Consider the following 12,125-nt stretch of genomic DNA (forward strand, 5'->3'; position numbering starts at 1 on the left):
TGCGTTGGTCGCGCTTCTTCTACCCCCGCAATGCCCGCTCGATCAGCCCCGCCGCCGCGAGCGCCCGTCCGTCGTCGCCGAACCGGGCGATCACCTGCACCCCGACCGGTAGGCCGGCGGAGGTCCGGTCGACCGGCAGGGTGACGCAGGGCACGCCCATCAGGGTCCAGAGCCGGTTGAAGCGCGAATCGCCCGTCTGGTCGAGGCCGGCCGGCGCGGAGCCTGGCGCCGCGTAGGTCAGGAGCACGTCGAAGCCGTTCTCGGAAAAAACGTCCTTCAGGCCGCGGCGGGCGTGGTGGGCGGTGCGGCGGGCGGCATCGTAGGCAGCGGTCTCGATGGCTTGCGCCGCGTCGAGGGCGGCGCGCAGGCGCGGCGGCAGGGCGTCGCGGTGGGCGGCGTATTCCCAGGCGAGCGCCTGGCGCGCCTCGTAGTCCTGGATCGTCCCGTGCGCCGCGAAGGCCTCGCCGAACGGAGCCGGCAGGACGAGGTCGCGGATCGTCGCGCCGGCCCCCTCGGCCGCGCGCGCCGCCCGGGCCAGCGCCGCCTCCGCCTCCGGCTCGGGGGCGGCGCAGAAGTCCTGGCGCAGGATCCCGATCCGGGGCGGGCCGACGTCGCCGGTGCGCGCGATGGCCGGCCGGTCGGCGAGCAGCGCGAGCGCGTGGGCGGCGTCGGCGACGCCCGCCGCGAACAGGCCGAGCGTGTCGAGGGCCCAGGAGTAGCACTTCACTCCCACCGTCGGCAGCAGCCGGAACGACGGCTTGACCCCGACGACGCCGCAGAACGCCGCCGGGCGGATGATCGAGCCGCCGGTCTGGGTGCCGAGCGCCAGCGGCAGCATCCCGGCCGCCACCGCGGCGGCCGACCCCGCCGAGGAGCCGCCGGGGGTGTGCCCGGGATTGTGCGGGTTGCGGGTCGCGGTGGGATCGAGGAAGGCGAAGGGCGTGGTGGTGGTCTTGGCCAGCGGCACCGCGCCGAGGGTCTTCAGCCGCGCCACCACCGGCGCGTCGGCGCGCGGGCGCCAATTCCCGTAGATCGGGGAACCCATGGTGGTCGGCAGGTCGGCGGTGTCGATGATGTCCTTGATCCCGACCGCGATGCCGGCGAGCGGGCCCTTCGCCGCGACGGCGGGGGCGGGATCGACGCAGACCAGGGCGCCGATCTCCGGCTCGCGGGCGGCGATCGCCTCGCGCACGAGGCCGACCGCCCCCTCGGGCGTCAGCCGGCCGGCATCGATTCGGGCGCAGAGGTCGAGGAGCGAGAGCATCGGGCCGTCCGGGCGGGAGGAGTCGGATGAACGACTTTGTAAGCGCATTGTGGCGGTGTGTTCCAGGACACGAAGTGGATCTCGCGCGCGTTGCGGCCGGGGCCCGGCTTCGGCTAAACCGGCGCCGTTCACCCGCCGCACGGCCGCCTGGGGCGGATCAGGCCGACGCGGCGGGGCGCCGGGAACCCGGCATCCTTCGCGAGTGAGCCCGTGACCTTTCCCTCCGCCCTGCCCCTGCAAGCTCAAGCAACCCGGACGCCTGCCATGCCCGCCCCCCGGGCCGTCTCGCGCCTCGGGCGCCTGTTCGGCCGTGGGCGCAGGGCCGACGCCCTGGCGGTGGAGCAGGACGGCGCCGCCGACGGGTTCGGCGGGCCCGGCATCCTGGCGGTGGCCGGGCTCAAGAAGAGCTACGGCGCCCGCACCGTCGTGCACGATGCCGGCCTGACCGTGCGCAACGGCGAGGCGGTCGGCCTGCTCGGCCCCAACGGCGCCGGCAAGACGACGATCTTCTACATGATCACCGGCCTGGTCTCGGCCGATCGCGGCACGATCAGCCTCGACGGCCAGGAGATCACCCGGCTGCCGATGTACCAGCGGGCGCGCCTCGGCATCGGCTACCTGCCGCAGGAGGCCTCGATCTTCCGCGGCCTCAACGTCGAGGACAACATCCGGGCGGTGCTCGAGGTGGTCGAGCCCGACCGCAAGGCCCGCGAGCGCAAGCTCGATTCGCTCCTCGAGGAGTTCAACATCACCCGCCTGCGCAAGTCGCCCTCGATCGCGCTCTCGGGCGGCGAGCGGCGGCGCTGCGAGATCGCCCGGGCGCTCGCCTCCTCGCCCTCCTTCATGCTGCTCGACGAGCCCTTCGCGGGCATCGACCCGATCGCGGTCGGCGACATCCAGGAACTGGTGATGCACCTCAAGGGCCGCGGCATCGGCGTGCTCATCACCGACCACAACGTGCGCGAGACGCTCGGCCTGATCGACCGGGCCTACATCGTCCATTCCGGCCGCATCCTCACCGAGGGCACGCCCGACGAGATCGTGGCGAACGAGGACGTGCGGCGGCTGTACCTGGGTGAGGATTTCCGGCTGTAGGATATTTTCTCCGACGAAGCGGATGCCGCTCCAGGGGATAAAATGCTGCGAAATCGAGAATCTCGTGCGTCGATCATGGCGCTCCCCCTTTCCGGGCCCGGAACGGGCCTGCACGACTGAAACGAAGTGGAAGGAGATCCGGGATCCAGTACAAGAACTCGCGAAGCGACCGTATGTTTGCGACGTTGCAACAAGCAGAGCCGCTTCGCGGCACTTCCTGTGCTGGTTCCCGGATCTCCTTCCGCTGACGCTCAGTCGTCCGGGAAAGGGGAGTGGCTTATGAAAGACCGTTCGGCAGCATGAAGTCCTTCCACATCGTGTGCCGTGTCACGCTGAGATCGGATGCATTCTAGGCGATTGCGGACTGGTGGATTTAAGGCTTTTCGCGATCTTCACTTGTCCGAAAATTGCAGATTCAAGTGACCTTGCGTCGATCCGCCCCCTCTTGAGTGGTAACGCTCTTTTCCACTGGCGCACGGCCCTGCCCTGCGCCACCCTCGCGCGCAGCCGGCCACGCCCTCACGATCGCTTTGACGCGTGACACGCTTCGGTTTAAAGCTGCTGTCAGATGTCTGAAGCAAGACTTGTGCCGACCCCGGTCGAAGCCGGGGCGTCGCATGGCGGGGCTGGCTGATGGGATTGCTGCAACGGCTCGAGATGCGCCAGGGCCAGGCCCTGGTGATGACGCCGCAACTCCTGCAGGCGATCAAGCTTCTGCAACTGTCCCACCTCGACCTCGCGGCCTACGTCGATGCGGAGCTGGAGCGCAACCCGCTCCTGGAGCGGGCCGAGATCGAGGCGCCGGAGCCGGGCGACTCCCGCGGCGAGGCGTCCGACTCGGGTGGCGACGGCGACGGGTTCGACAGCGAGGGCGGGGCCGAGCCCTGGCTCGCCCACGACCTCAACCCGAGCCGCAGCGAGATCGAGGGCGACCTCGGCACCCGCCTCGACAACGTGTTTCCGGATGACGGCCCGGTCGGCCGCGAGGCGCCGGCGGCGGGCGGGGAGGGCCTGTCTCTCACCCCGGCGCCCTGGAGCGGCAGCGGCGGCAGCTTCGACGGCGAGGCGCCGGATTTCGAGGCGACGCTGACCGCCGAATCCTCGCTGCACGACCACCTCTCGGCCCAGCTCGACATCGCCACCCGCGATCCGGTCGAGCGCCTGGTCGGCGGCTTCCTGGTCGATGCCATCGACGAGGCCGGCTACCTGCGCGAGGATCTCTCCGCCCTCGCCGAGCGCCTCGGCGTCGGTCTTCCGGTCGTCGAGCGGGTGCTGGGCCTCGTCCAGGGCTTCGACCCGTCCGGCGTCGGCGCCCGCGACCTCGCCGAGTGCCTGGCGATCCAGCTGCGCGAGCAGGACCGGTTCGATCCGGCGATGCAGGCGCTGGTCTCGCGCCTCGACCTCGTCGCCAAGCGCGACTTCTCCGGTTTGCGCCGCCTGTGCGGGGTCGACGAGGAGGACCTCGCCGACATGCTGTCGGAGCTGCGCCGCCTCGACCCCAAGCCCGGCCGCGCCTTCGGCGCCGGCCCGGTCGAGGTGCTGGTGCCGGACGTGTTCGTGCGCCCGGCCCCGGACGGCTCCTGGCTCGTCGAGCTCAACAGCGAGGCGCTCCCCCGGGTCCTGGTCAACCAGAGCTACTACGCCACCGTCTCGCGCGGGGCGGCGACCGACACCGACAAGGCCTTCCTGTCGGAATGCCTGCAGACCGCCAACTGGCTCACCCGCAGCCTGGAGCAGCGCGCCCGCACCATCCTGAAGGTGGCGAGCGAGATCGTGCGCCAGCAGGACGGGTTCTTCGTCAACGGCGTCGCCCACCTGCGGCCGCTCAACCTGAAGACCGTCGCCGACGCCATCGGCATGCACGAATCCACCGTCTCGCGGGTGACCTCGAACAAGTCGATCGGCACCAGTCGCGGCACCTTCGAGATGAAGTACTTCTTCACCGCGGCGATTCCCGGGGCGGCGGGCGCGGCCGCCCATTCCTCGGAAGCCGTGCGCCACCGCATCAAGCAGCTCATCGACGGCGAGACCGCCGACGACGTCCTGTCGGACGACGCCCTGGTGCAGCGCCTGCGCGGCGAGGGCGTCGACATCGCCCGCCGCACCGTGGCGAAGTACCGGGAATCCCTGCGCATCCCGTCCTCGATCGAGCGCCGGCGCGAGCGCGCGGCGATGCCGGCGCGCTGAACGCAGCGGCCACTCCTCCTCTGACGCAACTGAGCCGGCTTCGTTGACTTCGCGTCCGGGCGTTCTTAGCTCTTGAGGGCTGGCCCTCGCGCCGGAGACGTCCCCGGAGCCAGGGTCGACGAACAACGAGACCGGAGGGAGCTGATGGCAGCGTTGCGCGTGTCGGGTCGCGGCGTGGATCTCGGGGAGGCCCTGAGAACCCGGGTGGAGGAGCGGATCTCTGCCGCCCTCGCCAAGTACTTCGACGGTGCCTATCACGGTCACGTGACGGTCGGCCGGGACGGCAGCGCCTATCGCACCGACTGCGTGCTGCACCTGCCCTCGGGCATCACCCTGGAGGCCTCGGGCGCCGCCCACGACGCGAATGCGAGCTTCGACCAGACCGCCGAGCGGATCGAGAAGCGCCTGCGCCGCTACAAGCACCGCCTCAAGGCCCATCCGAACGGCCACGCCAAGGGCGCGGCGGTGGACGGTGTCCTCGGAAACGGGGCCCTGCGGAGCGACGACACCGCCGTGATGGAGGCGGCCTACTCGGTCATGGAATCGCCCGAGGAGGATACCGGCGAGCACCCGCCGATCATCGCCGAGAGCACCCGCACCCTGCACCGGCGCACGGTGAGCGAGGCGGTCGTGGAGCTCGATCTCACCGGTGTCCCCGTTCTCGTCTTCGTTCACGCTGGAACCGAGCGGGTCAACGTCGTATATCGTCGGGGCGACGGCGCGATCGGGTGGATCGATCCGCCGGAACGCGGCACTCCGTGAGCAGGGCTAACCCCCTGTCGCGGAAGGCCTCCGGTCCTGGAACAAGTGCGGGGCGCCTGTCGCGCTCCCCGCCGATGAGGCAGCGGTCTCGATGCCATTGCTGGAATTCCTGAAGCCGGAGGCGGTCCTCCCGGCGCTGCGTGCGCAGGGGAAGAAGCAGGTTCTGCAGGAGCTGGCCGCCCAGGCGGCCCGCCACCTGCCGGGCCTGGACGAGCGCGAGATCTTCGAGACGCTGCTCCAGCGCGAACGCCTCGGCTCGACCGGCATCGGCGAGGGCGTGGCGATCCCGCACGGCAAGCTGCCGGGGCTCGACACGCTGTTCGGCCTGATGGCCCGCCTCGAGCGCCCGGTCGATTTCGAGGCCCTGGACGGCCAGCCGGTCGACATCGCCTTCCTGCTGCTCGCCCCCGAGGGCGCCGGCGCCGATCACCTGAAGGCGCTCGCCCGGGTCGCCCGGGTGCTGCGCGAGCCCGGCATCATCGACCGCATCCGCGCCGCCCGCGACGCCGACGCGCTCTACGCCCTCCTGACCCAGTCCCCCGCGCAGGCGGCGTGACGATGCGGATCGTTCTCTGCGCGGCGACGGTCCTCGTCGTCGCCTCCAGCGGCGCGCGCGCCACCGACGGCACCTGCGCCCGCGATCTCCTGGTGGCGCAATCCTCGCAGAAGATGGCGATCGAGCGCCTGGAGACCGTCGGCGACGGCGAGGCCGACCGCTGCCGCGGCTGGCGCCAGCACGTCGACACGATGCGCCGTGCCGCCACCGTCTACGGCCGCTGCCTCTCGGGCGCGGAGCGCAGCGAGCGCCTGGCCCAGGTGCAGGGCTCCGAGAAGGAGTTTTCGGAGCTGCTGCGGAGCCGCTGCAAGGGGCGGTAGGCGGGCTTCAGGACCATCTTGCGGCTTCAAGGCTCTGCCTCGGAGCCTGGCAGGGTTGACGCCCGACCTTTTTCTCACCCTCCGCGTCATTCCGGGCTCCGCTGCGCGGCCCCGGAATGACGCGGAGGGTGTCAATTTTGCAGGAGCAAACCGGCAGCGTCTCGTGTTGTGGCGCCGCTCCTCACACTGGAGGATCGGCGCCACCGACGGGAGTAGCTCCTCACGCCACCTCGACGACGCGCTCCTCCACCACCGCTTCGTGCCCGCCATGCTGCTTCAGCGGGCGGTTGCCGGTAAGCCGCCGCAGCAGCACGTAGAAGACCGGGGTGAGGAACAGCCCGAAGGCCGTCACGCCGATCATGCCGGAAAAGACCGCCACGCCCATGGCGCGGCGCATCTCCGAGCCGGCGCCCGTGGCGGTGACGAGGGGCAGCACGCCCATGATGAAGGCCATCGAGGTCATCAGGATCGGGCGCAGCCGCAGGCGGCTCGCCTCGATCGCCGCCTGGACCGGCGTCCGGCCGGCGAATTCCAGCTCCCGGGCGAATTCGACGATCAGGATCGCGTTCTTGGCCGACAACCCGACCAGCACGATGAGGCCGATCTGCGTGAAGACGTTGTTGTCGCCCGACGACAGCCAGACCCCGGTCATTGCCGCGAGCAGGCCCATCGGCACGATCAAGAGGATCGCCAGCGGCAAAGCGAGGCTCTCGTACTGCGCCGCCAGAACCAGGAAGACGAGGAGCAGCGCCAGCGGAAACACCCACACGCCCGAATTCCCGGCGATGAACTCCTGGTAGGTGAGATCGGTCCACTCGAAGGAAAAGCCCCGCGGCAGGGTCTCGGCGGCGATGCGGGCGGCGGCCTCCTGCGCCTGGCCGGACGAGAAGCCGGGAGCGGCACCCGCGTTGATGTCGGCGGAGAGGAAGCCGTTGTAGCGCATCGCCCGCTCGGGGCCGGCGGTCTGGCGCACGCGCAGGAGGGTCGAGAGCGGCACCATCTCGCCGGAGCCCGCCCGCACCTTGAGCAGGCCCACATCGTCGGAATGGGCACGGAACGGGGCGTCGGCCTGGACCCTGACCGAGTAGGTGCGGCCGAAGCGGTTGAAGTCGTTGACGTAGAGCGATCCGAGATAGATCTGCAGCGTGTCGAATACGTCGGTGACCGGGATCTTGAGCTGGCGCGCCTTGGTCCGGTCGATATCCGCGAAGAGCTGCGGCACGTTCATCTGGAAGCTGGAGAACAACCCGGCGAGCTCGGGCGCCTGCGCGGCCTTCGCGAGGAAGGCCTTCGTGGCCTCGTTCAGCGCCTCGTAGCCGAGGCCGGCCCGGTCCTCGATCTGGAGCTTGAACCCGCCGATCGTGCCGAGGCCGTTGACCGGCGGCGGCGGGAACATCGCGATGAACGCCTCGGGGATGGAGGCGTACTTCTTGTTCAGCGACATCGCGATGGCGGCGCCGCTCAAGCCCGGCCCTTTCCGCTCCTCGAAGGGCTTGAGGGTCGAGAACACGATCCCCGAATTCGAGGAGTTGGTGAAGCCGTTGATCGACAGCCCCGGGAAGGCGACCGCGCTCTCGACGCCGGGCTCCTTGAGGGCGATCTCGCTCATACGGCGGATCACCTCCTCGGTCCGGTCGAGGGTCGCGCCGTCGGGGAGCTGCGCGAAGCCGACGAGGTACTGCTTGTCCTGGCCCGGCACGAAGCCGCCGGGGATCTGGCGGAACAGCCCCACGGTCACGCCGACGAGGACGAGGTAGATCACCATCATCGCGCCTTTACGCGAGATGACGCCGCCGACGCCGCGTCCGTAGCCGTCCGAGGCCCGACCGAAGGCGCGGTTGAAGCGGCGGAAGAACCAGCCGAGCAGGGTGTCGAGGACCCGCGTGAGCTGGTCCTTCGGCGCGTGATGATCCTTCAGCAGCAGGGCCGAGAGGGCGGGGGACAGGGTCAGCGAGTTGATCGCCGAGATCACGGTCGAGATCGCGATGGTCAGCGCGAACTGCTTGTAGAACTGCCCCGTCAGGCCGCTGATGAAGGCGAGCGGCACGAACACCGCCACCAGCACCAGCGCGATGGCGATGATCGGCCCCGAGACCTCGCGCATCGCCTGGTAGCTGGCGTCGCGCGGCGACAGGCCGGCCTCGATGTTGCGCTCGACGTTCTCCACCACGACGATCGCGTCGTCGACGACGATGCCGATGGCGAGCACGAGGCCGAACAGGCTGAGCGCGTTGATCGAGAAGCCGAAGGCGTGCATCACCGCGAAGGTGCCGACGATCGAGACCGGCACGGCGAGCAGCGGGATGATCGAGGCCCGCCAGGTCTGGAGGAAGAGGATCACCACCAGGACGACGAGGGCCACCGCCTCGAGCAGGGTGTGGATCACCGCCTCGATCGAGGCGCGCACGAACTGGGTGGGATCGTAGACGATCTGGTAGTCGATCCCCTCGGGCATGGTCTTCTTGATCTCCGCCATGGTCCGGCGGACCTCGTCGGAGATCTGGATCGCGTTCGAGCCGGGTGACTGCGAGATCGGGATCGCCACCGCCGACTTGTTGTCGAGGAGCGAGCGCAGCGCGTAGTCCGAAGCGCCGAGCTCGATCCGGGCGATGTCGCGCAGGCGCGTGATCTCGCCATTCTCGCCGGTCTTGACCACGATGTCGCCGAACTGCTCCTCGCTGGTCAGCCGCCCCTCGGCGTTGAGCGAGAGCTGGAGGTCGAGGCCGGGCACGGCCGGCGACGCGCCGATGACGCCGGCCGCGGCCTCGACGTTCTGGGCCTGGATCTCGCGGACCACGTCGCCGGCCGACAGGCCGTGCTCGGCGACCTTCTGCGGGTCGAGCCAGATCCGCATCGCGTAATCGCCCGAGCCGAAGAGCTGCACCTGGCCGACGCCGTCGAGGCGGGCGAGCCGGTCCTTGATGTTGAGCACCGCGTAGTTGCGCAGGTACGTCATGTCGTACCGACCGTTCGGCGAGACGAGGTGGACCACCATCGTCAGGTCGGGCGAGGACTTCACCGTGACGATGCCGAGCTGGCGCACGATCGCCGGCAGCCGCGGCTCGGCCTGCGAGACCCGGTTCTGCACCAGCTGCTGCGCCTTGTCGGGATCGGTGCCGAGGCGGAACGTGACGGTCAGCGTCATGATGCCGTCCGTCGTCGCCTGGCTCGACATGTAGAGCATGCCCTCGACGCCGTTGATCTGCTCCTCGATCGGCGTCGCCACGGTCTCGGCGATGACCTTGGGGTTGGCCCCCGGGAAGGTCGCCCGCACCACCACGGAAGGCGGCACCACGTCCGGGTACTCGGAGATCGGCATCGCGAACAGCGACAAAAGCCCGCCGATGAAGATGAGCACCGAGAGCACGCCCGCGAAGATCGGGCGGTCGATGAAGAACTTGGAGAGGTTCATGCCGCCCTCCGGGGGCGCGAGGGATCCTGGAGGCGGCAGCCGCCTCATGCGTCAGGATGAAGGGGAGTCGCGGGATCCCCTCTCCAGGCGATGCCGGGCTTGCCAGAGATCCTTGCCCGGTATCGCTGCAAGGTGTGGGAGAGGGGTAGGGGTGAGGGTGTGACGGTTCAGGATCAAGCACTGATCGGGGTGCTGGGACCGGAACGATCCGAGTTCTACTCGGCAGCGTAGCACCTTCACCCCTGGCCCCTCTCCCACACGGGAGAGGGGAACGGTGATTTATCTTTGAGCGCGTGCGATAGTGGAAACGTGTATTTCGGATCTGGCTCCGCTCTGCTCGACAGCCCTGAAACCCTCCGCGTCATCCCGGGGCCGCGCAGCGGAGCCCGGGATCCAGACACTCAGGTGGAGGAGAATGGAGCGAGGGACCGCCAGAGCATCTGGACGAGCACCTGCGGTTCTGGATTCCGGGCTCCGCTGCGCGGCCCCGGAATGACGATGGAGGTCTTCAGGTCAGCCGAAGCCACCCCTCACCGCTGCGCCAGCTTCCCCGTCCCCGGCTCCTGCATCGGCCGTGCCCCCATCGTCACCGGGGACGGGCTGACGAGGCTGCCCGGGCGCACCCGCTGCAAGCCGTTGACGACGATCCGTTCGCCGCCCGACAGGCCGGCGGTGACGATCCGCAGGCCCTCGACCGACCGGCCAAGGGTGACGGCCCGGAACTCGGCCCGGTTGTCGGCCCCGACCACCAGCACGAAGCGCTTGTCCTGGTCGGTGCCGACCGCCCGCTCGTCGACGAGGAGCAGCCGCTCGGGCGCCGCCTGGCCGAGGCGCATCCGGGCGAACTGTCCGGGGATCAGGTGCCCGTCGCCATTGGCGAAGGTGGCGCGCACCCGCACCGTGCCGCTTCGGGCATCGACCTTGTTGTCGATGAACTGGAGGTGCCCCTTCGCGCGCTCGCCGTCGGCGGTCGCCATCTCGACCGGGATGCGGTCGAGCCTGCCGCGCCGGCCGGACGGATCGGCGATGGCGCTAAGCGCCTTCAGCACCACCGTCTCGTCGGCGTCGAAGCTCGCGTAGATCGGGTCGACCGAGACCAGGGTGGTGAGCACCGCCGCACCCGCCCCCGTCGCCACGAGGTTGCCCGGGGTGATCTCCCGGCGCCCGACCCGGCCGCCCACCGCCGCCCGCACCTGCGTGTAGTCGAGGTTGAGCCGGGCGGAGGCCAGCGTCGCCTTCGCGGCGTCGAGATTGGCCTTCGCCTCCTTGAAGGCGTTCGCCCGCACGTCGAGGTCGCGCGCGGTGACGATGCGCTGGTCCGACAGGCGCTGCCCGCGCTCGTAGTCGCTCGCCGTCAGCGCCAGCCGCGCCTCGGCGACGGCGACCTGCGCCTCCAGGCGCTGCACCTCGGCCGCGTAGGGCGCGGGGTCGATCGTCACCAGGAGGTCGCCGGCGCGGACGAGGTCGCCCTCGGAAAAGTGCGTCGCCGCGACCGCGCCGCCCACCCGGGCCCGCACGTCGACGCGCTCGACCGCCTCGAGGCGGCCCGAGAATTCATCGAACAGCACCACGTCGCGCGGTTCGACGGCGGCGACCGGCACCGGGACCGCCTGCTCGACCGGCGGGGTCGCAGCGATGGCCTGATTGCCCGAGAGGCGCGACAGGGGTGCGAAATGGTAGGATGCCCCTGCGAGAAGCGCGAGGGCGAGGCCGGCCGCGGCGAGGCGCGGGGTCTTTCTCGAAGGGACGATAGCAGGATCGGGATTCACGACCGGCTCCGACATCTGTAAGGTGCGTTACACATGTCGGCATGGACGCCGGCCGTCAAGAGACTTATCTACCACTCGATACAAAAGTTGGAGCCAGCGGACAATGGTGATGGGGCGGCCCCGGGCCTTCTGCACGGAGAAGGCCCTCGACGAGGCGATGGAGGTGTTCTGGCGCCACGGCTACGACGGGGCGACGCTGGCGATGCTCACGAAGGCGATGGGCATCAAGCCGCCGAGCCTCTACGCCGCCTTCGGCAGCAAGGAGGGCCTCTTGAAGGCTGCCCTCGACCGCTACGCCGAGCGGCGGTCCGAGCACATGCGCTACGTGCTCGACGGCGCCACCGCCCGCGACGTCGCCGAGCGCTTCCTGTCGAGCATCGCTGAGAGCCATACCGACCCGGCGAACCCGCCCGGCTGTCTGCTGGTCCAGGGGGGACTGGCCTGCGGCGCGGGTTCCGAAAACATCCCGTTCGAGCTCGCCGCCCGCCGCGCCCAGGGCGAAACCGAACTGCGCGATCGCTTCGTGCGGGCGAGGGAGGAGGGGGATCTTCCCCAGGGCAGCGACCCGGCCGCGCTCGCCCGCTTCCTGTCGACGGTCGCCTCGGGGATGGGGGTGCTGGCTTCCTCGGGGGCGGACCGGGAGGCGCTGCGGGAGGTGGCGCGTGTGTCGCTCGGCGCGTTCCCGCCGAGCCCTGCGGCGGCGCGAGAACAGCGCTGACGAGGGGATGCCCGGCGCGTCGGCGTTCCGGCGGGCGCTGCC

The 12,125-nt window shown here is 70.2% G+C and carries 9 protein-coding genes; 6 read left to right on the plus strand and 3 right to left on the minus strand.

Annotation, left to right across the window (positions count from 1 at the left end):
• Positions 1-19 precede the first annotated feature (19 nt).
• A complete protein-coding gene (locus DK412_RS21830; protein ID WP_109973673.1) occupies positions 20-1,264 on the minus strand; it encodes an amidase in 1,245 nt (414 codons plus the stop codon).
• 264 nt (positions 1,265-1,528) lie between these two features.
• Between DK412_RS21830 and lptB the strand changes: the two genes are divergently transcribed.
• The 5 genes from lptB (at position 1,529) to DK412_RS21855 (ending at position 6,184) form a co-directional block, all read left to right on the plus strand.
• Positions 1,529-2,359 carry an LPS export ABC transporter ATP-binding protein gene (lptB, locus tag DK412_RS21835; protein ID WP_109973674.1) on the plus strand — a complete coding sequence of 277 codons (831 nt, stop codon included), beginning with the start codon at positions 1,529-1,531 and terminating at the stop codon, positions 2,357-2,359.
• Positions 2,360-2,992: 633 nt separating this feature from the next.
• Complete coding sequence (gene rpoN / locus DK412_RS21840) at positions 2,993-4,546, plus strand: RNA polymerase factor sigma-54 (RefSeq protein ID WP_109973675.1); 1,554 nt, start codon at positions 2,993-2,995, stop codon at positions 4,544-4,546.
• A gap of 144 nt (positions 4,547-4,690) precedes the next feature.
• Positions 4,691-5,308, plus strand: a complete 618-nt coding sequence (raiA, locus tag DK412_RS21845; RefSeq protein WP_109973676.1) for a ribosome-associated translation inhibitor RaiA — start codon at positions 4,691-4,693, stop codon at positions 5,306-5,308.
• Positions 5,309-5,399: 91 nt separating this feature from the next.
• Entirely contained in the window at positions 5,400-5,864 is a 465-nt protein-coding gene (ptsN, locus tag DK412_RS21850) for a PTS IIA-like nitrogen regulatory protein PtsN (RefSeq protein WP_048451812.1), read from the plus strand.
• A 2-nt stretch (positions 5,865-5,866) separates the two neighbouring features.
• Complete coding sequence (locus DK412_RS21855) at positions 5,867-6,184, plus strand: hypothetical protein (RefSeq protein WP_109973677.1); 318 nt, start codon at positions 5,867-5,869, stop codon at positions 6,182-6,184.
• A 220-nt stretch (positions 6,185-6,404) separates the two neighbouring features.
• Here DK412_RS21855 and DK412_RS21860 read toward each other — a convergent pair whose 3' ends face one another.
• Both DK412_RS21860 and DK412_RS21865 read right to left on the minus strand, forming a co-directional pair.
• A complete protein-coding gene (locus tag DK412_RS21860) occupies positions 6,405-9,596 on the minus strand; it encodes a multidrug efflux RND transporter permease subunit (protein WP_109973678.1) in 3,192 nt (1,063 codons plus the stop codon).
• Positions 9,597-10,126: 530 nt separating this feature from the next.
• A complete protein-coding gene (locus DK412_RS21865) occupies positions 10,127-11,380 on the minus strand; it encodes an efflux RND transporter periplasmic adaptor subunit (protein WP_109973679.1) in 1,254 nt (417 codons plus the stop codon).
• Between the two features lie 88 nt (positions 11,381-11,468).
• Between DK412_RS21865 and DK412_RS21870 the strand changes: the two genes are divergently transcribed.
• Positions 11,469-12,083, plus strand: a complete 615-nt coding sequence (locus DK412_RS21870) for a TetR/AcrR family transcriptional regulator (protein WP_109973680.1) — start codon at positions 11,469-11,471, stop codon at positions 12,081-12,083.
• Positions 12,084-12,125: the final 42 nt, after the last annotated feature.

The sequence above is a fragment of the Methylobacterium sp. 17Sr1-1 genome (assembly GCF_003173775.1).
Lineage (GTDB): Bacteria > Pseudomonadota > Alphaproteobacteria > Rhizobiales > Beijerinckiaceae > Methylobacterium.

What these genes read in the sequence shown, in the direction of transcription:
- DK412_RS21830 (WP_109973673.1), bottom strand. Translation starts at nt 1,264, where the DNA reads ATGCTCTCGCTCCTCGACCTCTGCGCCCGAATCGATGCCGGCCGGCTG.
- lptB (WP_109973674.1), top strand. Translation starts at nt 1,529, where the DNA reads ATGCCCGCCCCCCGGGCCGTCTCGCGCCTCGGGCGCCTGTTCGGCCGT.
- rpoN (WP_109973675.1), top strand. Translation starts at nt 2,993, where the DNA reads ATGGGATTGCTGCAACGGCTCGAGATGCGCCAGGGCCAGGCCCTGGTG.
- raiA (WP_109973676.1), top strand. Translation starts at nt 4,691, where the DNA reads ATGGCAGCGTTGCGCGTGTCGGGTCGCGGCGTGGATCTCGGGGAGGCC.
- ptsN (WP_048451812.1), top strand. Translation starts at nt 5,400, where the DNA reads ATGCCATTGCTGGAATTCCTGAAGCCGGAGGCGGTCCTCCCGGCGCTG.
- DK412_RS21855 (WP_109973677.1), top strand. Translation starts at nt 5,867, where the DNA reads ATGCGGATCGTTCTCTGCGCGGCGACGGTCCTCGTCGTCGCCTCCAGC.
- DK412_RS21860 (WP_109973678.1), bottom strand. Translation starts at nt 9,596, where the DNA reads ATGAACCTCTCCAAGTTCTTCATCGACCGCCCGATCTTCGCGGGCGTG.
- DK412_RS21865 (WP_109973679.1), bottom strand. Translation starts at nt 11,380, where the DNA reads ATGTCGGAGCCGGTCGTGAATCCCGATCCTGCTATCGTCCCTTCGAGA.
- DK412_RS21870 (WP_109973680.1), top strand. Translation starts at nt 11,469, where the DNA reads ATGGTGATGGGGCGGCCCCGGGCCTTCTGCACGGAGAAGGCCCTCGAC.